This window comes from Perlucidibaca aquatica, assembly GCF_001676655.1.
In the GTDB taxonomy this organism is placed as follows: Bacteria; Pseudomonadota; Gammaproteobacteria; order Pseudomonadales; family Moraxellaceae; genus Perlucidibaca; species Perlucidibaca aquatica.
Genome location: NZ_LZDB01000001.1, coordinates 359722 through 385697, shown reverse-complemented (window position 1 = coordinate 385697; position 25976 = coordinate 359722). Strand labels below are relative to the sequence as shown.

At 55.1% G+C, this 25976-nt stretch carries 25 protein-coding genes; all 25 read right to left on the bottom strand.

Annotated features, from left to right (window positions below):
• Positions 1-2: 2 nt before the first annotated feature.
• Complete coding sequence (gene glmS / locus A8710_RS01895) at positions 3-1829, bottom strand: glutamine--fructose-6-phosphate transaminase (isomerizing) (RefSeq protein ID WP_068857732.1); 1827 nt, start codon at positions 1827-1829, stop codon at positions 3-5.
• A gap of 30 nt (positions 1830-1859) precedes the next feature.
• Complete coding sequence (glmU, locus tag A8710_RS01890; RefSeq protein ID WP_068857731.1) at positions 1860-3230, bottom strand: bifunctional UDP-N-acetylglucosamine diphosphorylase/glucosamine-1-phosphate N-acetyltransferase GlmU; 1371 nt, start codon at positions 3228-3230, stop codon at positions 1860-1862.
• A gap of 92 nt (positions 3231-3322) precedes the next feature.
• The gene (locus A8710_RS01885; protein ID WP_068857730.1) at positions 3323-3757 is read right to left on the bottom strand and encodes a CBS domain-containing protein; all 435 of its coding nucleotides are present in this window, start codon (positions 3755-3757) and stop codon (positions 3323-3325) included.
• 105 nt (positions 3758-3862) lie between these two features.
• Positions 3863-4291, bottom strand: a complete 429-nt coding sequence (locus A8710_RS01880; RefSeq protein WP_068857729.1) for a F0F1 ATP synthase subunit epsilon — start codon at positions 4289-4291, stop codon at positions 3863-3865.
• Between the two features lie 31 nt (positions 4292-4322).
• Entirely contained in the window at positions 4323-5717 is a 1395-nt protein-coding gene (atpD, locus tag A8710_RS01875; protein ID WP_068857728.1) for a F0F1 ATP synthase subunit beta, read from the bottom strand.
• Between the two features lie 46 nt (positions 5718-5763).
• Positions 5764-6633 (bottom strand): F0F1 ATP synthase subunit gamma, encoded by an 870-nt coding sequence (gene atpG / locus A8710_RS01870; protein ID WP_068857727.1) that lies wholly within the window; start codon positions 6631-6633, stop codon positions 5764-5766.
• Positions 6634-6693: 60 nt separating this feature from the next.
• On the bottom strand, positions 6694-8238 hold the full coding sequence (gene atpA / locus A8710_RS01865; RefSeq protein ID WP_068857726.1) for a F0F1 ATP synthase subunit alpha: 1545 nt from the start codon (positions 8236-8238) through the stop codon (positions 6694-6696).
• A gap of 25 nt (positions 8239-8263) precedes the next feature.
• Positions 8264-8800: a F0F1 ATP synthase subunit delta gene (locus tag A8710_RS01860; protein WP_068857725.1), complete on the bottom strand. Its 537-nt coding sequence runs from the start codon at positions 8798-8800 to the stop codon at positions 8264-8266.
• Positions 8801-8818: 18 nt separating this feature from the next.
• On the bottom strand, positions 8819-9292 hold the full coding sequence (locus A8710_RS01855) for a F0F1 ATP synthase subunit B (RefSeq protein ID WP_068857724.1): 474 nt from the start codon (positions 9290-9292) through the stop codon (positions 8819-8821).
• A 73-nt stretch (positions 9293-9365) separates the two neighbouring features.
• The gene (gene atpE / locus A8710_RS01850) at positions 9366-9614 is read right to left on the bottom strand and encodes a F0F1 ATP synthase subunit C (RefSeq protein WP_068857723.1); all 249 of its coding nucleotides are present in this window, start codon (positions 9612-9614) and stop codon (positions 9366-9368) included.
• Between the two features lie 43 nt (positions 9615-9657).
• On the bottom strand, positions 9658-10506 hold the full coding sequence (gene atpB / locus A8710_RS01845; RefSeq protein WP_094078661.1) for a F0F1 ATP synthase subunit A: 849 nt from the start codon (positions 10504-10506) through the stop codon (positions 9658-9660).
• 14 nt (positions 10507-10520) lie between these two features.
• Positions 10521-10919 carry an ATP synthase subunit I gene (locus tag A8710_RS01840; RefSeq protein WP_068857721.1) on the bottom strand — a complete coding sequence of 133 codons (399 nt, stop codon included), beginning with the start codon at positions 10917-10919 and terminating at the stop codon, positions 10521-10523.
• A gap of 155 nt (positions 10920-11074) precedes the next feature.
• Entirely contained in the window at positions 11075-11776 is a 702-nt protein-coding gene (locus A8710_RS01835; protein WP_068857720.1) for an START domain-containing protein, read from the bottom strand.
• Positions 11751-12638 carry a ParB/RepB/Spo0J family partition protein gene (locus A8710_RS01830; protein ID WP_068857719.1) on the bottom strand — a complete coding sequence of 296 codons (888 nt, stop codon included), beginning with the start codon at positions 12636-12638 and terminating at the stop codon, positions 11751-11753. The genes A8710_RS01835 and A8710_RS01830 overlap by 26 nt, the downstream gene beginning before the upstream one ends.
• A gap of 36 nt (positions 12639-12674) precedes the next feature.
• Positions 12675-13442 carry a ParA family protein gene (locus A8710_RS01825; RefSeq protein ID WP_068857718.1) on the bottom strand — a complete coding sequence of 256 codons (768 nt, stop codon included), beginning with the start codon at positions 13440-13442 and terminating at the stop codon, positions 12675-12677.
• A gap of 36 nt (positions 13443-13478) precedes the next feature.
• On the bottom strand, positions 13479-14132 hold the full coding sequence (gene rsmG / locus A8710_RS01820; RefSeq protein ID WP_068857717.1) for a 16S rRNA (guanine(527)-N(7))-methyltransferase RsmG: 654 nt from the start codon (positions 14130-14132) through the stop codon (positions 13479-13481).
• A 9-nt stretch (positions 14133-14141) separates the two neighbouring features.
• The gene (gene mnmG, locus A8710_RS01815; RefSeq protein WP_068857716.1) at positions 14142-16073 is read right to left on the bottom strand and encodes a tRNA uridine-5-carboxymethylaminomethyl(34) synthesis enzyme MnmG; all 1932 of its coding nucleotides are present in this window, start codon (positions 16071-16073) and stop codon (positions 14142-14144) included.
• Positions 16074-16197: 124 nt separating this feature from the next.
• Positions 16198-16857: a YceI family protein gene (locus A8710_RS01810; protein WP_068857715.1), complete on the bottom strand. Its 660-nt coding sequence runs from the start codon at positions 16855-16857 to the stop codon at positions 16198-16200.
• Positions 16817-17353 carry a YaeQ family protein gene (locus tag A8710_RS01805; protein ID WP_068857714.1) on the bottom strand — a complete coding sequence of 179 codons (537 nt, stop codon included), beginning with the start codon at positions 17351-17353 and terminating at the stop codon, positions 16817-16819. Before A8710_RS01805 ends, A8710_RS01810 begins: the two co-directional genes overlap by 41 nt.
• A gap of 11 nt (positions 17354-17364) precedes the next feature.
• Positions 17365-18750 carry an ATP-dependent RNA helicase DbpA gene (gene dbpA, locus A8710_RS01800; protein WP_068857713.1) on the bottom strand — a complete coding sequence of 462 codons (1386 nt, stop codon included), beginning with the start codon at positions 18748-18750 and terminating at the stop codon, positions 17365-17367.
• A 48-nt stretch (positions 18751-18798) separates the two neighbouring features.
• Positions 18799-19452, bottom strand: coding sequence for a hypothetical protein (locus A8710_RS01795; RefSeq protein WP_068857712.1), 654 nt, complete (start codon positions 19450-19452; stop codon positions 18799-18801).
• A 2-nt stretch (positions 19453-19454) separates the two neighbouring features.
• Positions 19455-20201 (bottom strand): thrombospondin type 3 repeat-containing protein, encoded by a 747-nt coding sequence (locus tag A8710_RS01790; protein ID WP_157686237.1) that lies wholly within the window; start codon positions 20199-20201, stop codon positions 19455-19457.
• Positions 20202-20252: 51 nt separating this feature from the next.
• On the bottom strand, positions 20253-21962 hold the full coding sequence (locus A8710_RS01785) for a hypothetical protein (protein WP_068857710.1): 1710 nt from the start codon (positions 21960-21962) through the stop codon (positions 20253-20255).
• A gap of 54 nt (positions 21963-22016) precedes the next feature.
• The gene (locus tag A8710_RS01780; RefSeq protein WP_068857709.1) at positions 22017-24467 is read right to left on the bottom strand and encodes a hypothetical protein; all 2451 of its coding nucleotides are present in this window, start codon (positions 24465-24467) and stop codon (positions 22017-22019) included.
• A gap of 138 nt (positions 24468-24605) precedes the next feature.
• On the bottom strand, positions 24606-25970 hold the full coding sequence (gene mnmE / locus A8710_RS01775) for a tRNA uridine-5-carboxymethylaminomethyl(34) synthesis GTPase MnmE (RefSeq protein ID WP_068857708.1): 1365 nt from the start codon (positions 25968-25970) through the stop codon (positions 24606-24608).
• Between the last annotated feature and the right edge of the window lie 6 nt (positions 25971-25976).

The window sequence follows — 25976 nt, the reverse complement described above, 5'->3', positions numbered from 1 at the left end:
CCTTATTCCACCGTTACTGATTTTGCTAAGTTGCGCGGCTGGTCCACGTCCGTGCCCTTGATGACGGCCACGTGATAAGACAACAACTGCAAGGGAATGGTGTAGAGAATCGGCGCAACTTCATCGGCCACGCTGGGCATAGAGAACACCTTGATGCCCGGTTCGGCGCGCACATCGGCGGCATGATCGGCGAAGACATAGAGCACGCCGGCACGCGCGCGCACTTCCTGCAGGTTCGACTTGAGCTTGTCGATAAGGTCGTTCTTCGGGGCAACCGCCACCACCGGCATGTCTTGATCGACCAGCGCCAACGGGCCGTGCTTGAGCTCACCGGCGGGGTAGGCTTCAGCGTGGATATAGGAAATTTCCTTGAGCTTGAGCGCGCCCTCCATCGCCACCGGGTATTGCGCGCCACGGCCGAGGAACAGGGTGTGATGCTTGTCGCCAAACTCGGCGGCAATACGCTCGATGGCTTGATCCATCGCCAGCACTTCATCGCACAGCGTCGGCAGGCCAGCGAGTTGCGCCACGATATCGCGCTCACGTTCTGCCGTGAGGTTGCCCTGACGTCGGCCCGTGGCCAGCACCAACAGCATCAATGCAACCAGCTGCGTGGTAAAGGCCTTGGTCGATGCCACGCCAATTTCCGGGCCAGCATGGGTGATAAACGCCAGATCCGATTCGCGCACCAATGTTGACGTTGGCACGTTGCAAATACACAGCGAGCCCAGCGCGCGCGACTTCACTTCACGCAGCGCGGCCAGCGTGTCGGCGGTCTCACCGGATTGCGAGATAGTGACCAGCAGCGTATCGGCTGGCAGCACCGTGGTGCGGTAGCGGAATTCGCTGGCCACTTCCACATGGCAGGACACCCCGGCGATGGCCTCGAACCAATACTTGGCCACGTAACCGGCGTGATAGCTGGTGCCGCAGGCAAGGATTTGCACATGCTTGGCTTTGCTCAGAAGCTCGGCCGCTTGCGGGCCAAACGCATCAATCGCGACCTGCCCGTTGCTCACGCGACCCGCCAGCGTGCGCTGAATTGCTGCCGGCTGCTCGTAAATTTCCTTCAGCATGTAGTGCTTGTACGTGCCCTTGCTGCTGGCGTGCACGGTGGCATCTAATTCGACTGACGGGCGCGCAATGACAGCACCGCTGGCATCCCAGATGGTGACCTGATCGCGCTTCAGCTCAATGAAGTCGCCTTCTTCGAGATAGATAAAACGGTTGGTTACCGGCAGGAGCGCAAGCTGGTCGGAGCTGATGAAGTTCTCGCCAATACCGAGACCAACCACCAGCGGTGAACCCTGACGTACAGCCAGCAAACGCTGTGGCTCGGTTGCCCGCACGATGCCCAGCGCAAATGCGCCATGCAGTTGCGCCACGGCACGGCGCACCGCCGCCATGAAGTCGCCGCCTTTCTTGAGTTCAGACTGAATCAGGTGCGGTACCACTTCGGTGTCGGTCTGCGAGGTAAAGACATAACCTTCGGCCTGGAGTTGCTCGCGCAGGGCTTCGTAGTTCTCAATGATGCCGTTGTGCACCACAGCGATATCACCGGACTGATGTGGATGCGCGTTGTCTTGCGTGGGTGCGCCGTGGGTTGCCCAGCGCGTGTGGGCAATCCCGATCTGTCCGCTCACACCGCTGGCGTGGGTAGCATCCGCGAGTGCCTGCACCTTGCCCGGCTGACGCTCTCGCTCAATGGCCCCGCCATGCACCACCGCCAGACCCGCAGAGTCGTAGCCACGATATTCGAGACGGCGCAGACCTTCGATCAACACATCCGTGATATTACGCTCGCCAATGGCGCCAACAATCCCGCACATAACCTTCTCCGTAAATTCTAAATTGCTGGCTTAAACTTTGGGTGCCTTGCGCGGACGCTGCCAACCTTCAATCGTTTTTTGCACAGCGCGTGCCACCGCCAACTGAGCGTCGGGCACGTTTTTGCTAATCGTTGAACCGGCGCCGGTCGTTGCCCCCGCACCAATGGTGACGGGCGCCACCAAGGAGTTATTCGTGCCAATAAAGGCATCGTCGCCAATCGTGGTCTTGTGCTTGTTTGCACCGTCGTAATTGCAGGTGATGGTGCCGGCGCCGATATTCACGCCACGGCCAATCTCACTATCGCCCAAATAGGCGAGATGGTTGGCCTTGGAGCCCACACCCATGATGGTGGCCTTGGTCTCCACGAAGTTGCCAATATGCACCTCGTCGGCCAGCTTTGAACCGGGGCGCAGACGCGCAAACGGGCCAATATGCGCGTTCGCACCGACCACGGCACTGTCGATCAGCGAGTACGGCTTAATCTCCGTACCGGCACCGATCTCGCAATCTTTGAGGATGCAGCCGGCACCGACGCTCACATTGTCGCCCAGCACCACGCGGCCTTCCAAAATCACACCAGCATCCAGCGACACATCCATGCCGTGACTGACCTGGCCGCGAATATCCAAGCGTGCCGGGTCTAGCACCGTCACGCCGGCACGCATGAGCTGCTCGGCCTGATGCCGTTGCCACACGCGTTCTAATGCCGACAGCTGCAGCTTGTCGTTCACGCCTTCAACTTCCCAGATGGTATCGGGATGCACCGCCGTGACCGGCACACCGTTGGCGGTGGCCATGCCGATTAAATCGGTGAGGTAATACTCGCCCTGCGCATTGTTATTTTTTAGCTGAGGTAACCATGCATGCAGCAAGGCATTCGGCACACACAAAATACCGGTGTTGGCTTCGCTGATTAGCTTCTCATCTGCAGTCGCATCTTTCTGCTCAACAATGCGCACCACGCGACCCTGCTCGCGAACAATGCGGCCGTAACCCGTCGGGTCCGGCAGATGCACGGTGAGCAGGCCAAGGCTCTGGTCATTGGGTACGACTTCAATGAGTCGCTGTAGGGTCGCGACTGAAATGAGTGGCACATCGCCATAGAGAATTAATGTACGACCCTGAGCGGCCAGCACTGGCAGCGCCACTTGTACGGCATGGCCGGTGCCCTTCTGCTCGGCCTGCAAAACCCAATCCAATGCTTGCTCAGCAAACGCCTGCTGCACCACATCGCCGCCATGCCCATAGACCACAATAGGACGCTCAGCGCCTAATTTACGCGCCGCCACAATGACATGATGAAGTAGCGGCTGACCGGCCAGGGGTTGCATGACTTTCGGCAGCGCGGAGCGCATACGCGTGCCCTTACCCGCTGCCAGAATGATGACCTGAAGACTCATGAAGGGTAGCTTCCTGCGAAAAACTGGTCGCCAGTTTACACCAAGCTAGTCAGGCATTCAGGCCAGTTTGTCGGGGTGTCTGTTACGGCGCGCTATTCGCCGCGAATGTATTGCTCAAGCTGATCAATCATGACTTTTTGTTCTGAAATAACATCTTTCACTAAGTCACCAATGGAAATAAGACCCAGCAATTTTCCGTTGTCCATGACGGGTAAATGGCGCAAGCGTTTTTCCGTCATGAGTTTCATACATTCAGAACTGGTTTGGCTGGGATGCACGAACATCACCGCTGAAGTCATGATGTCGGCCACGGGTGTTGCCTGTGAGGATCGCTCCAACAAAACCACTTTGCGCGCATAGTCACGCTCCGTGATGATGCCGACCACATCCGCTCCTTCCGTTACGAGTAACGCGCCAATTCCCTTTTCTGCCATGAGGGCGACGGCCTCAAGAACGGTTTGATCTGGGCCGATGGTATAGACGCTTGCACTACCCTTGTTTTGCAACAATTCCGCAACGGTTTTCATGTGACTTCCTTAGGCCATGAGCAGGTAGGCTTTTTGTAACATGAAAAAAGCAAAAGGGCAGCCTAAGCTGCCCTTTTTTACATCACATCCGCTTACGCCGAGTGATTAGCCGCGACCTGCGCGATTCTTCATGGCCTGCAAGGTACGCAGCTGAGCTGCGGACTCTGCCAAGGATGCCAAGGCTACCGAGGTATCCATTTCACCCTTCTGGTTGGTCAGCGCGTCGGCTGCCGCACGGCGAGCCTCAAGAGCTGCAGCTTCATCTACATCTGCCGCGCGTACCGCAGTATCCGCCAGAATCGTAACGATTGTTGGCTGCACTTCCAGCACACCACCGGAGACGTAGTAAATCAGCTCTTCGCCATCGTCCAGCAACACACGTACCGGGCCTGGCGACAACAGCGTCAGTAAAGGAGCATGGCCTGGGGTGACACCGATGTCACCGAGCTGACCATGCGCCACCACCATCTTGGCGTTGCCGGCGTAGATCGATTCTTTGGCACTGACAATGTCGCAGTGAATCGTATTCGCCATGTTCTACTCCTGAGCCTGAAGGTGAAGAAGCTTAGAGCTTCTTCGCCTTTTCGATGGCTTCGTCGATACCGCCAACCATGTAGAACGCCTGTTCTGGCAGCGAGTCGAACTCACCAGCCAAAATGCCTTTGAAGCCACGAATGGTTTCTTTCAGCGACACGTACTTACCTGGCGAACCGGTGAACACTTCGGCCACATGGAACGGCTGCGACAAGAAACGTTGGATCTTACGCGCACGGTACACAACCAGCTTGTCTTCTTCCGACAGCTCGTCCATACCCAGAATCGCAATGATGTCCTTCAGTTCCTTGTAACGCTGCAACACGTTCTGCACGCCACGGGCAACGGCATAATGCTCTTCACCAACAACCAGTGGATCGAGCTGACGCGATGTGGAATCGAGTGGATCAACGGCCGGGTAGATACCCAGCGAGGCGATATCACGCGACAGAACAACGGTGGCGTCCAAGTGAGCGAACGTGGTCGCTGGCGATGGGTCAGTCAAGTCATCGGCAGGAACGTAAACGGCTTGGATCGAGGTGATCGAACCGTTCTTAGTCGATGTAATACGCTCTTGCAGAACGCCCATTTCCTCGGCCAGCGTTGGCTGGTAGCCCACAGCTGACGGCATACGGCCGAGCAGCGCGGATACTTCGGTACCGGCCAAGGTGTAACGGTAGATGTTGTCTACGAAGAGCAGAACGTCACGGCCTTTGCCGGATTCGTCCTTCTCATCACGGAAGTATTCCGCCATGGTCAGACCGGTCAACGCAACGCGCAGACGGTTGCCGGGCGGCTCGTTCATCTGGCCGTAAACCATCGCAACCTTGTCGAGAACGCCCGAATCCTTCATTTCGTGATAGAAGTCGTTGCCTTCACGCGTACGCTCACCCACACCGGCGAACACGGACAAACCGCTGTGCGCCTTAGCGATGTTGTTGATGAGTTCCATCATGTTCACGGTCTTGCCGACGCCAGCACCACCGAAGAGACCGACCTTACCGCCCTTAGCGAATGGGCAGAGCAGATCGATAACCTTAATGCCTACTTCCAGCAGCTCAGTACCGCCCGACTGTTCGTCGTAGCTAGGTGCCTTGCGGTGGATCGACATGGTGACTTCGGTTTCAACCGGACCGGCTTCATCTTCTGGCTGACCCAGAACGTTCATGATGCGACCCAGAGTGCCCTTACCTACTGGCACGCTGATAGGACCGCCGGAGTTGCCAACCGTCAGACCGCGCTTGAGGCCTTCGGTGGAACCCATGGCAATCGTACGCACGATGCCGTCGCCCAGCTGCTGCTGAACTTCGAGGGTGGTCGATGTCGCGTCAACTTTCAGCGCGTCATAGACTCTGGGCACGCTATCGCGCGGGAATTCGACGTCGATAACGGCGCCGATGATCTGGACAATACGACCGCTGCTCATGGGTTCATCCTCTCAAACTGCAATACTGTTTTAGTTATGCGCGACCTTAAACGGCCGCAGCACCACCGACGATTTCCGAGATTTCCTGGGTGATCGCAGCCTGACGCAGCTTGTTATACACGAGCTGGAGGTTACGGATCAGTTCACCGGCGTTATCGGTTGCCGCCTTCATGGCGACCATACGAGCAGCCATTTCACAGGCTACGTTTTCGATCACACCTTGGTAAACCTGTGACTCAATGAAACGAAGCAATAGCGCATCCAGGATGGGCTTGGCTTCGGGCTCATAGAGGTAGTCCCAGTTATAGCTACGCTCATCCAGGCCGTCATCACCGGACGTGGCCAACGGCAGCAATTGCTGCAGTGTCGGCTTCTGCGTCATGGTGTTAACAAACTCGTTGGACACTAAGTAAAGGCGATCAATTTTGCCTTCATCAAAGTGTTCGAGCATGACCTTAATGGCGCCAATCAATGCTTCCAGCGATGGCTTGTCACCCATATGGGTTTTTGCTGCCACCACTTTGCCGCCGAAGTTCTTGAAGAACGTGGTGGCTTTAGTCCCGAGCAAACAGAACTCGACCTCAACGCCCTGAGCTTGAAACTCGCGAACGGAAAGTGCGACCTGTTTGAACAGGTTGGTGTTCAGGCCGCCGCAAAGACCACGATCGGACGACACCACAATGTAACCAACGCGCTTCACTGGACGCTCGATCAGATAGGCGTGTTTGTACTCGGGCGTTGCGTGAGCAACGTGAGCCACCACCTGACGGATCTTCTGGGCGTAGGGCTTACCTGCGACCATGCGTTCCTGGGCTTTGCGCATCTTAGAGGCGGCCACGAGCTGCATCGCTTTCGTGATCTTCTGCGTGCTCTTGATGCTCGCAACCTTGACACGGATTTCTTTTAAGCTGGCCATAGCCTCACCAAATCTTTGCCTGAGTCACCGGCCCAGCGCGAACGCTAGGCCGGATCGTACTTACCAGCTCTGCGTGGCTTTGAACTTCTCGATGCCAGCGCGCAGCTCGGCTTCGATCTTGCCATCGTAGTTAGCTGTGGCGTTGATGTTATCCATCAGTGCCTTGTACTCGCTGTTCATGAAGGCGTGCAAAGCGGCTTCGAAATCGAGCACTTTGTTCACGGCAACATCGCCCAGATAGCCTTCGTTAACCGCGAAAATCGACAGCGCCATGTCGCCGATGTTGAGCGGTGCGAATTGCTTCTGCTTCATCAGCTCAGTTACACGCTGACCGAGTTCCAGCTGCTTACGGGTCGCTTCATCGAGGTCAGAAGCGAACTGAGCAAACGCGGCCAGTTCACGGTACTGAGCCAACGAGGTACGAATACCACCGGAGAGCTTCTTGATGATCTTGGTCTGAGCTGCACCACCCACACGCGATACCGAAATACCGGCGTTAACCGCAGGACGGATACCGGAGTTGAACAGCGACGTTTCCAAGAAGATCTGGCCGTCGGTGATCGAAATCACGTTGGTTGGAACGAAGGCGGATACGTCACCGGCTTGCGTTTCAATGATTGGCAGCGCGGTGAGCGAGCCAGTCTTACCTGTTACGGCACCCTTGGTGAACTTCTCAACGTACTCAGCGGATACGCGCGATGCACGCTCCAGCAGACGGGAGTGGAGATAGAACACGTCGCCTGGATAGGCTTCACGACCTGGCGGACGGCGCAGCAACAACGAAATCTGACGGTAGGCCACAGCCTGCTTGGACAGATCGTCGTAAATGATCAGGGCGTCTTCGCCGCGATCACGGAAGTATTCACCCATGGTGCAACCGGAGTACGGTGCCAAGAACTGCATGGATGGTGCGTCAGCGGCAGCAGCGGCAACGACCGTGGTGTAAGCCATGGCGCCAAACTCTTCGAGCTTGCGAACCACGTTAGCAATAGTCGATTGCTTCTGGCCTACAGCAACGTAGACGCACTTAATGCCGGAGTGCTTCTGCGCGATGATGGCGTCGATGGCCAGCGCGGTTTTACCGGTCTGACGGTCGCCAATGATCAGCTCACGCTGGCCACGGCCGATGGGGATCATGGCGTCTACAGACTTGTAGCCAGTCTGTACGGGCTGGTCTACGGACTGACGCCAAATAACGCCAGGAGCAACCTTTTCAACTGCGTCGGTTTCTTTAGCGTTGATCGGGCCTTTGCCGTCGATGGGGTTGCCCAGGGCGTCAACGACGCGGCCGAGCAGTTCTGGACCCACTGGCACTTCCAAAATACGGCCGGTGCAGCGGGCTTTGCCGCCTTCCTGCAGAGTCTGGTATGGGCCAAGTACCACGGCACCGACGGAGTCGCGCTCGAGGTTGAGGGCCATGCCGAAGACACCGCCGTCGAACTCGATCATTTCGCCGTACATGACGTCGGCCAGACCGTGGATACGCACGATACCGTCGGACACGCCGACGATGGTGCCTTCGTTACGCGCTTCAGCGGAGGCGTTCAGATCCGTGATGCGGCTCTTGATCAGTTCGCTGATCTCGGAGGGATTCAGATGCTGCATGATGCTCTCTTCCTCGAAGGAATAATCAGGTATTCAGGGCAGCGTTAAGCTTGCCCAGCTGGCCTCGTACAGAGGCATCGATAACCATGTCACCGGCACGAATGATGGTGCCACCAATGAGGCTGGCATCGGTCGTGCTTGTCACATTCACTTGGCGCGATAGCTTTTGTGCCAGTACCTGGCCCAATTGCTGAGTCTGCTCGGCACTTAAGGCGAATGCAGACGTCACCGTGACATCTACAGCGCCTTCGGCCTCAGCCCGCAGACCTTCGAAAAGGCTGCTAATGGCCGGCAGTGCGGCCAAGCGCTTGTGGCTGGCAACATTGCTGATGAAATTGCGGCCGGCGGCATCGAGACGATCACCACAAACCTTGAACATGGCTTCCGCCTGTTCAGCCGCGCTCAACATCGGGCGCGAAATGTACTGATTGAAGTCTGCATTGGCGACCACGGCGGCAGCGAGTGCCAACATGGACGACCAACCGGCTAGCTCGCCCGCGCCACGAGCATACTCGAAAGCGGCTTTGGCGTAGGGTCGCGCTACTGTTGTGAGTTCAGCCATGATGGTCTGTTGAGCCTCTTATTTGAGCTGGCTAGCCAGTTGATCCAACATGCCGGCATGCTTTGCAGCATCCACTTCGGCTTGCAGAATCTTCTCGGCACCGGCAACAGCTAAGGCCGCAACTTGCTTACGCAATACATCACGAGCACTGGCCATTTCAGTTTCGATATCCGCACGAGCCTGAGTGAGGATGCGTTCAGCTTCAGCCGCAGCCTGAGCCTTCACTTCATCACCGACTTGCGAGGCACGACGGTTAGCCTGCTCGATAAGCGCAGCAGCCTGCTGCTTGGCAGCTTGCAGTTCCTGAGCAACTTGCGCGTGCGCAACTTCCAGATCCTGCTTTGCCTTGTCAGCGGCATTCAGACCATCAGCAATTTTTTGCTGACGCTCAGCCATGGCGGCCATGATGGGTGGCCACACAAACTTCATGCAGAACCAAACGAAGATCGCAAAAGAGATCGCTTGGCCCACGATTGTGAAGTTGATGTTCACGCTATCACCTCTATTCCAGATTCATTCAGCAGACCGGAAACCGGCCTGCAACATACCGATCGCGAGCGATCGATTACTGCTGAATGAACGGGTTGGCGAACAGCAGGAACAGACCGATACCAACACCGATCATGGTTACGGCGTCGAGCAGACCGGCGACGATGAACATCTTCACCTGCAGCTGTGGAGCCAATTCTGGTTGACGGGCAGTACCTTCGAGGAACTTACCGCCGAGCAGGCCGAAGCCGATTGCAGTGCCGAGAGCACCCAGGCCGATCAACAGTGCAACAGCGATCAGGTTAAGGCCAATAACTTGTTCCATTTGAGTTTCCTCTTCAGGGTTGGTTTCAGTGTGTGTAAAGGGTTTAGTGGTCGTGCGACTCAGACGCCATGCTCATGTAGACAATTGTCAGCATCATGAACACGAAGGCCTGCAGCGTAATAATCAGGATGTGGAAGATCGCCCAAGGCACGGACAATGTCCACTGCAGATACCACGGCAGCAAAGCAATCAGGATGAATAGCAACTCACCGGCATACATGTTGCCGAAGAGTCGCAGCGCCAAGGAAATTGGCTTAGCAATCAGTGCCACGCCTTCCAACAGGAAGTTGAACCAGACCAGCCAAATGGTGTTGAACGGCTGGAAGGTCAATTCCTTGGCGAAGCCACCCACACCTTTCATGCGGATGCTGTAGAAAACGATCAAGATGAAGACGGAGATACCCATGCCCAGCGTCGCGTTCACGTCGGTGGTGGGTACAACCTTGAAGAAAACGGCATGTGGATCAGCGCCGAAAACGCTAACACCAATCATTTTGGCAATTTCTGGCAAGAAATCGACCGGCACCAAGTCCATCAAGTTCATCAGGAAGATCCAGACGAAAATGGTCAGGGCCAACGGCGCAATCAGCTTGGATTTACCGTGATAGGTGTCTTTAACGTTGGTGTGTACGAAATCAACCACGACTTCGACGAGATTCTGCAAGCCACCTGGTACGCCCGAAGTGGCTCGTACAGCAGCCAGACGGAACAGGAAGCAAAATACTAGGCCGAGGAAAATCGACCAGCCCATGGTATCAACATGAATCGCGTTGAAGCCCATTTCGGCCGCTTCTTGAGCAGTGTGTGCAAAACCCCAACCATTCTCCGGGTGATTCCCGTAGGTTAAGTTGGTCAAGTGGTGCTTGATGTACTCGGTGGAATTTCCAGCCATTAGTCTCTTACCCATCAGGGCTGAGTTGCACGCATCGTGAGTGGCACGATCCAAGCAACCAGCTGCTCCAAAACAAAACTGGCGAATAGCCAGCGGGCATCGACTTCATTGAAGCCAATAAACACCGCGGCAAAGAGCAAGGCGGTTAGTACAAACTTACCTGCCTCACCCCGATAAAAATTTTTCACGATCTGCTGTGCAGATGTTGCACCGGCATGACGAAAGGCGCGAAACACAAAATACGCCTGACCCACTACCGCAATACCCGCACCTGCTAGCGCAGATAAGGCCGCATGTTTACCGGCGAGCAAATAAGCGATTAGAAAAATCGCGGCCCAAAGCCGGCATTGCCAACGTAACTGCAGCTTAGCTGGTTTGAAATCGACCAGCGGTTGCGGCTTGCTGACACTCATGCTGCGCTCACTTGGTTAGCTGTCGGCGGCTGGTCAATCGACAAACCCTTGAAAGCGCGCGGATTATAGATGGCAGTGCGCTTAAAGGGCAACCAATTCACACGGACTTTTCATGACTCGTGCGCCGCGTGGAAAGCGTCGCCTCACCTTAAACACTACATTTGGTGGATATCTTTCAGCGTAGGCGCTTTATCTTGATATTTTTCCCGTAACGACATTCTTCGCAGCTGACGCAAAGTCTGCAAAGCGTCATCGGCTAAATTGAAGTTATAGACCACGGCAGGAATTAGGCCGCCCGGCTCTGCGCTACCCCAGAGCTCGATTTTGACGTTGCCGTTGGACTGCGGCGTTAAACGCCAGCTGCTTTGCACTGAGTGCATACGAATTTTGCCAGACGTTTCGCGAACATAGCCCGGAACGGCTTGCGAGCGGATCGTCACAATGCCGTTGCTCTCTTGACGCTCGGACTTTACTACCACTTCGCGGGGCTTAAAAGGATAGGGCAGTTTGTATTGAATATAGATCCACGCCACATTGCCTTGACGCTTGATCAACCGAGCCTCGCTCACGCGTGAGGCCCACTGCGGCATGACCGTCACATCGCCCAAAACGGCCTCAATACGTTGCGTCGTTCCGTTAATCGTGGTGACTGCGTAAACATCGCGATATTGACCGCTGGGCCGGTCGTGCAAGTACACGCGAATCTGACGCGCTGGTTCCTGTCGCTGCAGACGCCAGCCATCGCCAACGTTGTCGCTGCTAAAGGCTGCCGGTGAAATCCACAGCAAGGACGCAGCGAGCAGCCAAACCGCTCGCACAGCGCCCCAGCGCTTACTGAATGTGCGCAAGAATGCCATCGAGCTCGTCAAGCGAGTTATAGCTAATGACCAAGCGGCCTTTGCCTTTCGCGTTGCAGTCAATTTTCACCACAGCACCCAACTGCGAGGACAAACGATCCTGTAGCTGTCGCACATGGGGATCAGGCTTGCGCTCACCCGCCGCAGGCTTTTCAGCCAGCAGCTGTCGAACCAAGGACTCTGCCTGGCGAACCGTCATACCCTTATCAATAATTTGCCGTGCCGCCAGCAACTGCTGCGCCGAGGTCAGAGCCAGCAAAGCGCGGGCATGGCCCATATCTAAATCGCCGTGCGCGAGGGAGCGCTTAACTTCTTCGTTCAAGCCGAGCAGACGCAACAAATTACTCACCGCTGCACGCGACTTGCCCACGGCGTCAGCGACTTCTTGATGCGTGAGCTTGAACTCCTCAGCAAAGCGCTGCATGGCTAAGGCTTCTTCCAGCGGATTCAGGTCTTCACGCTGAATGTTTTCGATCAGCGCCAGCGCAATTGCCGCTTCATCGCTGAAGTCACGGATCAGCGCGGGGACTTTATCCAGCTGCGCGAGTTGTGCGGCACGCCAACGGCGCTCACCGGCAATAATTTCGTAACGCTGCTCGCCAATTTCGCGCACCACAATCGGCTGCAAAATACCCTGTGCCTTAATCGAGTCGGCGAGCTCTTGCAGGGCTTCAGGGTCCATATCCCGACGGGGCTGATAACGACCACGCGATAAAAATTCGACGGGCAATAGTTTCAGCTCACCTTCTGGCGGCAAGCCAGCGGCAACTGCAGTGACCTCTTCTTGAACCTTACGCACGGTGCCCAGCAAGGCATCGAGCCCTCGATTCCCGCCTAACCCGCGCTTCTTAATGGTCGACATAGCGTTATTGTTCTCGTCTATCGATGGCTGGGCGAATTACGCGCGCTTTTGTCGGCGCAATAGCTCGGAGGCTAAAGCTAAATAGGCCATAGCACCGCGTGAACTTTTATCGTACTGCAATACCGGCACGCCATGCGCTGGCGCCTCGGCCAAACGGACATTGCGCGGAATAATCGTGTTCAATACGCGATCACCAAAATGGCTGATTAACTCTTTCGACACATCATTGGCCAAGGTATTACGCGGATCAAACATGGTGCGCAAAATACCGGCGATATGCAGATTCGGGTTAGCTGTTTCAGCAACGCGGTTGATGGTCTCTGTCAGTGCCGCCAAGCCTTCAAGGGCGTAATACTCACACTGCATGGGAATGATGACGCCATCGGCGGCCACAAGCCCGTTCAGCGTCAGCATGCTGAGAGACGGTGCACAGTCGATGATGATGCTGTCGTAGCGGCCCACAAGCGGTGCCAACGCTTCTTTTAAGCGCTGCTCCTTTCGCGGTACATCTAACAGCTCCACCTCAGCCGCGGTCAGGTCGCCATTGGCCGGCAGCAAATCATAGCCGCCGGGCGATGCCTGAATGACTTCAGCGGCGGTGACTTCGCCTAACAACACATCATAAACACTGCGCGTCAGATCGTGCTTGCTAATGCCTGAGCCTGTCGTGGTGTTGCCCTGGGGATCGAGATCCACCAACAGCACCCGGCGACGTGTCGCGGCTAACGAAGCGGCCAAATTGACACTGGTGGTGGTTTTACCGACACCGCCTTTCTGGTTCGCGACTGCAAAAATCTTATCCATGTATTTCCCCGCCGATCACCTATGGATGTCGGACTTTTAAGACACGGGCCGCAACACAATCAGGTGTCGAGCATCAGCGACAAAGGGTACTCGCAAAGCGGGGGTGTTTTCGAGTGCTGCGTTCACCGGTAGCTCAGCTATTTCATCGTGAGGAACATGGCCTTTCATGGCTAACCAGCGCCCATTGGGGGCCAATAGATGCGCGGTACCATTCACCATGTCGGCCAAACTGGCGAAAGCGCGACTGCAAACTTGAGCATATTGGCCCTGATGTTCCTCACAGCGTGCATTCACGACCGTCACGCGCTGCATGTCCATATCAGCAGCCATTTGCTTCAGAAATCGCGTTTTCTTGCCATTCGAATCCAGCAATGTGATGTCTTGCTCTGGACGCACCAGCGCCAAAATAAAGCCTGGCAATCCGGCACCCGTGCCAATATCAATCAGACTCTCACTGCTGATCAGGGGCAGCACGCTGAGGCTATCGAGCAGATGTTTATCGACCATGACCAGGGGATCACGAATTGCGGTCAGGTTAAACGCTTGATTCCACTTCACCAGCCCCACGAGGTAGGTCATCAAACGGGCAATCGCGGCCTCATCCAACGCCAAGCCCATCGCGGTGATGCCTTCACGCAGACGCGCTTCCGCTGCTTTTGGCCAATCTGCCGCTAACCGTTGCTGCGCCATAGTTCGCCCTTAGACCGTTTGGGGCGTGCGCACACGCCCGTGCTTTTTCAGCGTAATTAACAACAGTGACACAGCGGCGTGAGTGATCCCCGGAATTCGGCCAGCTTGCGCCAGCGTTTCCGGCCTGGCGGCCTTTAACTTAGCGCGCACTTCGTTCGATAGGCCTTGCACGGCGTCGTAGTCAAAATCGAGCGGCAAGGACAAGCCTTCTTGGGCGCGCAAACGAGCCACTTCATCACTCTGGCGATCCACATAACCGGCGTATTTCACCGCAATTTCAATTTGCTCACCAATGGCTTCACGCATCTCCACGGCAGCTAACGCCATGGCACCGGGCTCGGCTAAGCCGCCCGTGTCTGGCACTAATTCAGCCAACTGCGCGTAGGTCACTTGCGGGCGTTTTAGCAGATCATGGAGATTGCTTTCGCGATTCAATTCCTGACCGGTCAATGCCGTAAAGGCCTGCGCTCCGGTACTGCCCGGATGCAACCAAGCGCTTTTCAAACGCTGACTTTCGCGCTCAATGGCTTCCTGTTTCGCGCAATAGGCAGCCCAGCGCACATCATCCACCAAGCCCAAGGCACGGCCCTGCTCGGTCAAGCGTTGGTCAGCGTTGTCTTCACGCAGCATCAGGCGATATTCGGCTCGCGAGGTGAACATGCGATACGGCTCTTTAGTCCCTAGCGTGATGAGGTCATCTACCAACACACCGAGATAGGCCTGATCACGCGTCGGGTACCAGCCCGCCTTGTCCTGCGCACGCAGTCCCGCGTTAACGCCCGCGAGCAAGCCCTGCGCGCCAGCCTCTTCATAACCCGTGGTGCCGTTAATCTGGCCCGCGAAAAACAGGTTATGAATCACGCGAGTTTCTAAGGTGTGCTTGAGGTCACGCGGATCAAAATAATCGTATTCGATGGCATAGCCGGGACGCGTGATGTGAGCATTTTCCATGCCGCGGATCGAACGCACCAAGGCCATCTGAATATCAAACGGCAAGCTCGTGGAAATGCCGTTCGGGTACAACTCGTGCGTGCTCAGGCCTTCCGGCTCGATGAACACCTGATGCGAATCCTTGCCGGCGAAGCGATGGATCTTGTCCTCGATCGACGGGCAGTAACGCGGACCCACGCCCTCGATGACGCCGGTGTACATCGGCGAGCGGTCGAGGCCACCACGGATGATGTCGTGCGTCTGTAGATTGGTGTGGGTGATCCAGCAGTTCACCTGCTCCGGGTGCATGGCGCGCGAGCCGAGGAATGACATGACCGGACGCGGCGTGTCGCCGGGCTGGGCCTGCATCACCGAAAAATCCACGGACTTGGCGTCGATGCGTGGTGGCGTGCCAGTCTTCAGGCGGCCGACACGCAGCGGCAGCTCGCGCAGACGATTGGCCAGCGCGATCGAGGGCGGATCACCGGCACGGCCGCCGCGATGATTTTCCAGCCCGATATGAATGGTGCCGCCAAGGAAAGTGCCTGTGGTCAGCACCACGGTCTTCGTGCTGAAGCGAATACCAGTCTGCGTGATCACGCCTTTTACGGTTTCGCCCTCGACCACAAGGTCGTCGGCCGCTTGCTGGAAGATGTCGAGATTCGGCTGGTTCTCCAGCACGGAGCGAATCGCTGCCTTGTACAGCGCACGATCTGCCTGCGCCCGCGTGGCACGCACGGCTGGCCCCTTGCGGCCGTTTAGTACGCGAAACTGAATGCCGGCGCGGTCGGTGGCCAGCGCCATGGCACCGCCAAGGGCATCGATTTCCTTGACCAGATGCGACTTGCCGATACCACCGATGGCCGGGTTGCAGCTCATCTGGCCCAGCGTTTCCACGTTGTGGGTGAGCAGCAAGGTTTGGCAGCCCATGCGTGCCGCCGCCAATGCCGCTTCCGTGCCGGCGTGGCCGCCACCGATAACGATGACATCGTAAGTCTTGGGATAATGCATGGCGGTATCCACTCAACATGAGCCGGCGCAAGGCCAGGCGGTGACCCGAAGGCCAAGAAAAAGGGACGCGATTATAGGGCGACGCCCCAGACCTCGCCAGTACAAATTTTAAGCGCCTTGGTGCTTAGGGCGCTGCAAACTGGGCTTTTGCTTCTCGCGCTTTTACCTGCAAAATAATCTGCATTTCATCGCCAACAATGCCCAGCATTTTGTTCATACCAAACTCGCTGCGACGAAAACGACTTGTCGCTATTAAGGCGCCGGAACTTAGCGGATTGCCCTGGCCGTCGTGCGCCACCTTTGCGCTCAGCACGACCGGCCGCGTGATGCCATTGACGGTCAGCTCGCCGATCAAACTAAATTCTCGCGTGTCCTTCTTCAAATGCATCATTTCGGTACTGCGAAAGTGCATGTACGGAAACTTATCCGGCTGAAAGTAATCGCCTGTTCCGAGTAAGGTGCGGTCAATCACCGGCATAAACGTCTTCAACGTCGCCACCGGAATGCGCACATCCACTTTCGCCGCCTCTGGTTGATCCAGGTCGCAGAGAATGGTGCCGGTGGCTTGGCTAAACTGGCCTCGCGGACTCAGCATGCCCATGTAGGTCCAATGAAATCCGATACGCGTTGAGTCTGAGTCGATGACATAGGTCACCCAACGCTCCGCTTGCGCAGAGCCAATGCCTAAGCCCAGTAGTACTGCCAGCAGCCAAGGAACTACAACGACGGCTCGTGGGCTCAGGCTAGCGCCACTGACTGGGGCGTACTTCAATTTGACGGCCATCCACACTAATCCACGTCGTGCCATCTTGAATGGTGACTTGCCAATCCAAACCGCGAGACGCTGAGCTTGCTAAATCCATTGTGACCGCCTCCGGCAGATGCAACACCGTGAGGTTTTCAAACCGCTGAACGCTGGTGCGTAGTTTTTCCCACCAGATTGGCGGCGCACGATCACCATAGGTCACCACCGTGCAACGCTCGGCACGATTGCAGCCTTTACGAATGCGCGTTTCGTCGGGCATGCCCAGAATAATCCAGTGCTTTACTTCGCCGGTCAGGTCTTTCTGCCAAAGATCAGGCTCGTCTTCACTGCTCAGGCCACGCGTAAACTGCATGTCATCACTGGCAAACAGGGCAAACGTGAGCAGCCGCACCATCAGCCGCTCCTCGGTTTCCGAAGGGTGGCAGGCCATGGTCAGTACGTGATCGGCATAGTAGTCACGATCCATGTCCGCCACATTCAGCTGGACTTTATAGACCGTTGATTTAAGCGCCATGATGCCCGCCTTTACGCCAGCACACGGGCTTTGAAATTGCGGCCCTTCAGGCCCGCCTCAGCAAGACGACGCAACGCCGCTGGCGCCACTTCGCGATCCACGGCCACATAGGTGTGGAGGTCGAAAATATCAATCTTGCCCACGTTTGCGCCGGGCACACCGCCCTCGCCGGTTAATGCACCCAAGACATCACCTGGGCGCAATTTGTCTTTGCGGCCGCCGTTGATTTGCAAGGTAACGCGGCGCGGCGCCGGGATTTTCGACAACACATTAATCGTCGGCAAATCCTGCCAAACCGGCGTGATGTCTTGGTATTCGGCGATGGCTAAGGTGCGATGCGACTCCGCAGGCGCACACAAGCTCAATGCCAATCCGGTTTGACCCGCGCGACCCGTACGGCCGATGCGATGCACATGCGTTTCGGGGTCAAAAGCCATTTCCACGTTAATCACTGCGGCCAAATCCTTCACATCAAGACCGCGGGCGGCCACGTCCGTGGCCACCAACAGCGGACGACTCCGGTTCGCAAACTGCACCAACACTAAATCACGATCGCGCTGATCCAAATCGCCATGCAGCGCCGAAACGGGGAAGCCCTGCTCGCGCAGTGCCGACAGTACCTCTTCACAGCGCTGCTTGGTGTTACAAAAGAGCACGGCGGACTCCGGCTGATAGCGTCGTAGCAACGCCATGACAGCAGCTACACGCGCCTTTGGATCGACCTCAAAAAACACTTGTTCAATGAGCGAAACAGCCGCTTCGGAAACAACGGTGACTTCCACCGGATTACTTTGGAAGCGGCCACTCAAAGCGCGCACTTCTTCGCTATAGGTCGCCGAGAACAACAGGGTCTGCCGTTTGACAGGCACAAACTCTAAGACTTCAACCATGCTGGCATGGAAGCCCATATCGAGCATGCGGTCGGCCTCATCCAGCACCAGTGTTTTCAGCCCGGTTAAAGACAAAGAGCCTTGCTTAAGGTGCTTAAGGACACGGCCAGGTGTGCCCACAATGACTTGTGCGCCGAACTCTAAGGAATTCAGCTGCGGGCCCATGGCCATGCCACCGCAGAGGGTCAGCATTTTAATATTGCCCAAGCCACGCGCATATTGACGCAGGGCTTTGGTGACCTGATCGGCGAGTTCGCGTGTGGGGCAAAGCACCAGTGCTTGCGGCGTAAAATCACGCACCACCATTCGGTTTAACAGCGAAATACCAAAGGCGGCGGTCTTGCCGCTACCGGTCATGGCCTGCGCGATGACATCGCGGCCAGCCAGCAATGAAGGCAGGGTTTCAGCCTGTACAGGGGTCATGTGCTCATAGCCCAGTTCGCTCAGCGTGGTGAGCAACTCAGGCAAAATGGCGAGCTTGTTAAACAGCGGTAATTTCGATGACACGGCACATAGACCCCTAAAAACGAGGGGCTATGTTAACACTGACGCCTCTTATCCGCGGCCTTCGTTTATATCGTCTGGAAACCAGCGAAGATTCGGGAAGAAAATAATGCGGATAATGCCGATCAGCATCCACAAGTAAGCTCCGCCATAAACGGCGCCACAAAACATGGTGACGTAGTCGAAGTTCGGTGAAATGTACTTAATGCCCCACCATGAAATGATATCGGTGAGCGCAGCGGCCAAGCCCGCAGGAAATACCCACTGATACGTTTGTACGCGGTGGAAGTGCATGGAAAACGGAATGCCGATAATGAAAAACGCCGTGGTAAAACCAAACAAATGCGCATGGGTAAAGGCAATCAACTTGCCTTGCGTCATGTTTTCAAAATACGCGTCTGTACTTCCGTGTACGCCAAGCTGGTAATGCACTTCTGCCAGACCAAAAAAGAAGGCAATGCCAAAAAGCACGGTGGACAGGCCAATGCCCCGCTGAGCCGCTACGGGTAAGTCTCTTAGATTGAAGTGCAACGGGGTATCGCGAAAGGGAATAAACCAACGCAATAAGAAGCAAATCAACAGAAAGAAAAACACTAAGCCAATCGGCCCGCCCAATGTCAGCCACGCGGATGGCTCAGCCGCAACTTGCACAATGGCGGGATCTACCACCGGGGCATCGCTGAAAAAATCAAATTTCTCGGACACGACTATGCTCCTTTGAGCCGCACATAGAGCAGTGCACTCGCCTGCTTCACGGCCATGGAAATGGCTCCGTCTAAGGTGCTGGCATTTGACACGGGTAGCGTTTGTACGGTCTTGCCGACAAAGCTGCTAAAAATTTTGCTGGATTTAGCGCTCGGCATGGCATCGGCATGAAGTACCGATACGGAGGAAATTGCCAGCATTCGGTCTGTGGTCATCAGCAAGAAAAAGGTCTTGCCCTGATAGCTTGCCGGGAAAATGAGCGCCGTGCCTGCTGGGCGTTGGTTTTCCAAGGGAATGTAGATGGTGTTTTCGTCACTAGCCTTGAGTGTTGCGCCCAAAGCTTTTGCGGCTGCGATATCGGCACTGGTTAACAGGGCATCTTTGGGCAGCCAAGTCAGGACTTTGGGAAATTTTGCTCGGACTTCGCGAGGAATCAAGCTGGCCATATCCAGCCAGTTGCCGGGCTTGGATGGCGTCGACAGCTTATCGGACGGATTGGATTTAGCCGCAGACTCGGCGCTATTCGTGAAGCCATCCCCATCGCTATCTTGGCTCGCAATTTTGCTAAACGCTGCGAGGTTTTTGCCGGCCGCTTTAAACGACTTACCGTAAGTATTAAGTGTCGACCCGCCGCCATCACTGTGACAGGCATTACAGGATGGCATATAGCCATATTCGCTCTTGTAGGCGCGAGCCAAGGTCGGCATGGCCTGCGCTAAAGCCGGCAAAGTCGCTGCGACAAGGGCCACAACGGCTATCTTTTTTCTACGACCAACTGCCGTCATACCGTTTCCTCTGCCTTAAAATCCGAACAAATTGGGTACTACATCACGCATGCGTGCTAACAACGTGGCATCTTTCGCCAAAGCCTCTTCTAAAGACTGATGTTGTGCAGAATCTGCCGGCGGCATCAGCTTGCTGGCTTTCTCCGTTCCAGCGTAGCGGCTCCAGTCTAGGGCCTCACGAATCTCTACCTTGCTTTGGATGCTTGCCAGCACCTCATCTTCCGTTGCCCCTGCCATAAAGTTCAAGCGTTGCGCCGGATTGCCCCGATGACAGGCAAAACAGTATTCCTCATAGGGCTTTAACGCTGGGTGCTTCTTAATGGCTAAGGGCGGAACGCCACTGGCCACGGGCGGCGACATTTCTGAGGTATCCAAACAGCAATACGTGCTGGGCTGGTTTAACAACGCCCGCATCATATTAACGCGCACAAAGGGCTTGGCATCGAACTGCGCGCCAGGCAGTGCATCCACTTTGCGCTCGAGCGTCGCCACATTAAAGCCGGTGACCGCACCCAAGCTGGCTAAATCCGCCTCACTGAAATAGCTCGCTAGGCCATAAACGCCCGCCAAGTCGTGACTTTTTAGGGATTGCTTGGGCGGTCTTAACGTCAGCGGATCTAGTCTCACCGGCAGCTTGGGCAGCTCATCAAATGCGGATAAATCCTCATTGTCTTTGGCCCCTTCACCAAACTTAATCTGACGAGTCCACAGGCTGCGCCACCATCCTTTTAGACCCTGTTGCTCCGCCATCGGATCGCGGTTGAATAGATCGGATTCGGGCACCGAGATGCCCTGAGCAGGGAAGGTCTGCGCTTGTAACTTCAGCAATTGTTTTGCGTCGGGTGTGTTTTCGTCGAAGCTGCCCGGACTATCAGCATATCGCAACGCCAACTTCAGCATTAAGCGGCGGCATTCATTGCCTTTCACACCACAGCCGTCTAACCACAATTTTTGCGTGACGTTAAAAAAATTGCCTAAATCCGTTAGTTGGTCGAAACGCTCGGGTGAAGACAAGGGCTGCTTAATAGTTAGTCCCATGTAGTTAACCGCACCCGAACGAGCCGCCTGTATCGCGGCGGCTGTTTCCGCCTGGCCATTAGTTTCATTCCACGGACGCTGCGGAAAAATGGGTCCGCCGCCTTGATGGCAGGTGGTGCAGATCGCTCGCCGTGCATAGACGATGCGTGGCACGCAACCCTTGCAGTAGTTCTGCACGAGTTGGAATTCAAATCGCCCTGCGGCCTCGTTAAAACTCAACACCTCAATTTCATTGGCCTGCTCGACGAAACCCAAAAACAGCTGACCACGCGGTGTTGCCCCTAGGCTATTGGGCTTGTTCGCTCCCTGAAAATCCGCCGCGATTAACAGCCGTGGGTGCTGCTCATTGGCCTGCGCCTTCAGTAAGGATCTTCCGTGGGGAATCATGACGGAAATGGGAATTTCTGCCATGGGGTCTTGGTCTTTAACCAGTTTTACCAGCTTTTCAAACGGATAGGGCAGGCCATCATTTTGCGCGATGAGGTGGTCGAACAACGAGCGAGTTCCTGCTGGGGGCAAGTCTGAAGACGGCACTAACTCATCATACAAGCCTGACTTTATCGGCTGCTTTGACGCGGCCAATTGGCTAATGTCGGCATCGCTGTGTTGCGGCTTAAACCACAACACCAAGGCTAGAGCGATGCCCGAGATCGCCAAGCCGAAGCCGAGTTTTTTTGTTATGCGCATCCCGCCCTCCACGACAAAGGCCGCCCGCAGGCGGCCTTTGATCGTTCAACTACATCACATCATCTTCAGAAATTCACGTAGGGCGTATTTGTCTTCTTTCGACAGGCTCACGCCAAACTGATGACCTTTGTTCTCCACCGGATCATCACAGCCCATAAACAGCGCGTTATGCGGATTTTGTGAGGCGAAGTTCGCAACGGGCGTCCCTTTCTTCACCGGAATCTTAGGATAGCCCTGCATGTCTTCCCGTGGCGTGACATGCATATCTTCCGTTGTTTTCAGTGTCTTCTGCGGACGATGGACAGCGTCTTTCGGGTTATCCGAAGTCATTAACTCGTCATAGGCCATTTCAAACTGCTTAATACGTCCTGCCAGGGTGTAGTCGGGCGAGCCATCTGGTAAGTAAGTAACCTCACCCACGGCGTTGTTGTGCAGGAACGGGGCGGTAGCCCAAACCGACAGCAAGGAAATATTCCGCAGATAGCCAGGGCCACCTTCTATTTTGCGCTCGCCCAGTTTGGTGCCGCCAATAAACGGAATCATGCGATTCAAGACATTGGGTATTGAGCCAGGCGAAGGCGATTTCTTGTACGTTTCCGAGGAGAACTCTTCCCAGATATGGCCCTGATTGTGGTTATTGTGCAGCGCACGGCACATATTCGTGCCGACAATGTTGAACGGTACGCGCTCGTCATTGCCTAACCAGTCTTGACCAAAAATACCCTTTTCGGCGAATTGCTTAGGACGAAGCTGGCCCTTTGCATCCTTCGCCATAAAGCGCGCGATGAATTTTGGATCGTTGCGCTCAGCGTCGCTGTACTCAAACGTCCAATAGTCTTCTTTACCGAAGATATGGCCTTCGTAGAACTTGCCCAGCGCATTCTTGTCGTTACGAATATTTTCCGGCGCCATCACCGTACTATGGCAAGCGGCACATTCACGAGCAAATACCTGACGACCTTTTGGTACGACCTTAGTGTCTACAAACTGACTACCCGTGCCTGTCGAATCCTTTGCCGCCATCACGTAGGTTGGGCCGCCAGTGATGAGGAAGGCGGTTAGGTCATCCATCTTGGCATCGGCATAGTTCCAAGGATCACACTCTGCGGCGCACTGCATAATTCGCATCGGGCTTTGCTTTGTGCCACGGCCAATGAGACGACCAGGGTACGGGAAGTTCGGCGTCCAGCACTCTTCCGTACACATACCGATGTTCACATAGACTCGAATTAGCGCCAGATGCTCGCCCACGCTGTCTTCACCACCTTTCAAGACATGACGCGTATTTGCTGTGCTGATTTTTCCTGTTACTGGATCCTTCATCTCATGCGAGAACATCCGCTTGTTATGGAAGTCCATGATGTTGTTTTGCGTGCCTGGGTTGTGCATCCAGTCCGAGGCTACGAGCGACGTATCAATCGTGCCTAAGCGTCCACCTTTCAAGATTTGACGCGCGGGACTATTCGTTGGGGCGCCATGAAAAAAGGCGTCCGGCTGCACGATATGTTGGTTACCAATCGTGGCACTCAAGTTAGCCCACGTAGGTTGATTCGGGTTTGTTGGCGTGTTCGTCGGATCAAAGCCTACGTGGCACTGTACGCAAGGGTGGCCGATAACAAAGCGCTTATTTTGCTTAATTTCATTAGCATCATAGGGCGCCGTTTTAGGGTCGTAGACAACCTTGCCTGACGAATCTTTGATGGGGTCAGCATAGTATTTCCGGTAACCGAGAACGCCAGAGGAATGCGGATCTTGGCACTTGTCGTACCAGTTTGTAGAAGCATCGCCCTGAACACAGTCCGGGTCATTGATCAAACCCCATTTGCTAAAGCGATACGGCCGTGTGCGCGTATCCAGCCATGGGTAGTTCATATTTTCCTTACCCACCACACGCGATTGCAGCAGGTAATTTTCATCTTGATTGCCGAAGGTGCCCTTGTACCAAACATCACGGCCCCGACGTACCTGCTCACGTAAAGCTGTCGCTTTTGCGGGATCTTTCGCTTCTACGTCTTTAAAAAGCTGCAATACATAACGGCAGCCTTCAGCGTCGTAACCGGTTGGTTGCGCTTCGGTGCAGGGCGGTGGAACGTATTGCGGAATAGGTTCTGACGTCCACGTGACGGGGTCACCGCGTTTGTGGGTGTCTGGGGATGTTCCTTCTTTCCATACTTTGCGTGAGGCTAAGGTGTCGTAGAAATGATCCTTGAACCATTGTTCGCGCTGCTTCCAGTATGGAGTGCCGGAATATACGCCCGTGCTCAGTTTTCGCTCGGATAAGTCTTCGAGAGAAACGCTACGGAACGTTGAAAAATAGGGCTCGTTACTCACGGGCACGTTACCCGAAGGCATATCGTAGGCCGTTAGCGCCGGAGGCTTAGGAAGCGGAATGGTTTCTGGAACCGCAGGCACCTCAAACGGTTTAGGTGGCAATGTAGCTACCTGAAAAACCCCCAAGACTGCGACCACAACGAGTGCGCCAATACCTAGCTGCTTTTTGTTCATTATTGCTCCTGCTTGAGCCTTTTTTTAAGTCTAGTCCGGTTGGGTCAGGCTCACAACTTGTACTATAGTACCAATTATGGATATGGTCAATTTCTAGTCGAATTTCGCTACTAAAAATCCGATGAGTGGAAAATTGAGTTACTTACCGATGCAAAACGAGGAAAAGATTTTGCCCAACAGATCATCCGAGCTAAACGCGCCAGTGATCTCCGATAAACACTGTTGCGCGATACGTAAATCCTCGGCAGCAAGCTCCCCTGCTCTGTGCAATCTGAGCATCGTTTCGGCGTTGTCTAAGGCTTGCTGAGCGCGTTTCAGGGCATCCACATGTCGCCGTCTGGCTGAAAATTGACCCGTGCCTTCTGCTTCATAGCCCATGAGTTGTTTCAAGTGTTGCTTAAGTTCGATTAAGCCATCACCTTCTCGTGCAGAAACTACTATGAGTGGATGGTTTTGGCCGTGTAGTTCATACGTCCTTTTACCCGGAAGCCAAGCGCTGGCATCACACTTATTAGCAATTAGAGTGAGTCGTTCAGGGCAGTGAGGGAAAAATTGCTTGAGCTGGGCGATGGGATCACTGTCCTCACGGCTACAGTCCCAAACAAATAAAACCTGATCAGCTTTTTCAATCTCTACTAACGCACGGCGTATACCTTCACGTTCAACAACATCGGGACTTTCACGTAAGCCTGCGGTATCGATAACGTGTAATGGCATGCCATCAATTTGAATTTGCTCACGTAACACATCGCGTGTTGTGCCGGCAATGTCCGTTACAATGGCAATTTCTTCGCCTGCTAAAGCATTTAATAAACTGGATTTACCCGCATTAGGTAAGCCAGCAATAACCACACGCATCCCTTCCTGCTGTATTACGCCTTGTTCGGCCGTTTTAAGCACTACTTCAAGTTGAGCCATCAACGCCACAAGTTGCTTTAGCAAAACCCCATCTGCCAGAAAGTCGATTTCTTCTTCCGGAAAATCAATTGCAGCTTCAATGTGCAAACGCAACAAAATGAGGCTTTCCAGTAGTTCATCAATACGCGCTGAAAACACCCCTTGTAAGGACATCAGCGCTGAACGAGCCGCTTGTTCACTGGCCGCTGAAATAAGATCGGCAACTGCCTCAATCTGCGCCAAATCCATTTTGTCGTTTAAGAACGCTTGCTCAGAAAACTCACCCGGTCTAGCCAGTCGTGCTCCCGCTGAAACGGCGGATTGCAGAATCCATTCCAACACAATGGGGCCACCATGTGCCTGAAACTCAACAACGTTTTCACCGGTAAAGGAATGTGGTGCGGCGAAGTAAAGCAAAATGCCTTGATCTACGCGCTCGCCTTCAAGATTGTTGAAAGTGGTGAAAATGGCGTTACGGGGGGAAATAGGCCAGTTCAGACTATGTGTCAGTTTAGCTGCAATTTCAGGCGCTTTCGGCCCGGAAATACGAACGATGCCAACGCCGCCTTTTCCGGGCGGCGTTGCAATGGCGGCTATCGTATCCATAGTCCG

Coding starts and splice junctions, on each gene's coding strand:
- glmS (WP_068857732.1), bottom strand. CDS start 1,829: ATGTGCGGGATTGTTGGCGCCATTGGCGAGCGTAATATCACGGATGTG.
- glmU (WP_068857731.1), bottom strand. CDS start 3,230: ATGAGTCTTCAGGTCATCATTCTGGCAGCGGGTAAGGGCACGCGTATG.
- A8710_RS01885 (WP_068857730.1), bottom strand. CDS start 3,757: ATGAAAACCGTTGCGGAATTGTTGCAAAACAAGGGTAGTGCAAGCGTC.
- A8710_RS01880 (WP_068857729.1), bottom strand. CDS start 4,291: ATGGCGAATACGATTCACTGCGACATTGTCAGTGCCAAAGAATCGATC.
- atpD (WP_068857728.1), bottom strand. CDS start 5,717: ATGAGCAGCGGTCGTATTGTCCAGATCATCGGCGCCGTTATCGACGTC.
- atpG (WP_068857727.1), bottom strand. CDS start 6,633: ATGGCCAGCTTAAAAGAAATCCGTGTCAAGGTTGCGAGCATCAAGAGC.
- atpA (WP_068857726.1), bottom strand. CDS start 8,238: ATGCAGCATCTGAATCCCTCCGAGATCAGCGAACTGATCAAGAGCCGC.
- A8710_RS01860 (WP_068857725.1), bottom strand. CDS start 8,800: ATGGCTGAACTCACAACAGTAGCGCGACCCTACGCCAAAGCCGCTTTC.
- atpE (WP_068857723.1), bottom strand. CDS start 9,614: ATGGAACAAGTTATTGGCCTTAACCTGATCGCTGTTGCACTGTTGATC.
- atpB (WP_094078661.1), bottom strand. CDS start 10,506: ATGGCTGGAAATTCCACCGAGTACATCAAGCACCACTTGACCAACTTA.
- A8710_RS01840 (WP_068857721.1), bottom strand. CDS start 10,919: ATGAGTGTCAGCAAGCCGCAACCGCTGGTCGATTTCAAACCAGCTAAG.
- A8710_RS01835 (WP_068857720.1), bottom strand. CDS start 11,776: ATGGCATTCTTGCGCACATTCAGTAAGCGCTGGGGCGCTGTGCGAGCG.
- A8710_RS01830 (WP_068857719.1), bottom strand. CDS start 12,638: ATGTCGACCATTAAGAAGCGCGGGTTAGGCGGGAATCGAGGGCTCGAT.
- A8710_RS01825 (WP_068857718.1), bottom strand. CDS start 13,442: ATGGATAAGATTTTTGCAGTCGCGAACCAGAAAGGCGGTGTCGGTAAA.
- rsmG (WP_068857717.1), bottom strand. CDS start 14,132: ATGGCGCAGCAACGGTTAGCGGCAGATTGGCCAAAAGCAGCGGAAGCG.
- mnmG (WP_068857716.1), bottom strand. CDS start 16,073: ATGCATTATCCCAAGACTTACGATGTCATCGTTATCGGTGGCGGCCAC.
- A8710_RS01810 (WP_068857715.1), bottom strand. CDS start 16,857: ATGGCCGTCAAATTGAAGTACGCCCCAGTCAGTGGCGCTAGCCTGAGC.
- A8710_RS01805 (WP_068857714.1), bottom strand. CDS start 17,353: ATGGCGCTTAAATCAACGGTCTATAAAGTCCAGCTGAATGTGGCGGAC.
- A8710_RS01785 (WP_068857710.1), bottom strand. CDS start 21,962: ATGCGCATAACAAAAAAACTCGGCTTCGGCTTGGCGATCTCGGGCATC.
- A8710_RS01780 (WP_068857709.1), bottom strand. CDS start 24,467: ATGAACAAAAAGCAGCTAGGTATTGGCGCACTCGTTGTGGTCGCAGTC.
- mnmE (WP_068857708.1), bottom strand. CDS start 25,970: ATGGATACGATAGCCGCCATTGCAACGCCGCCCGGAAAAGGCGGCGTT.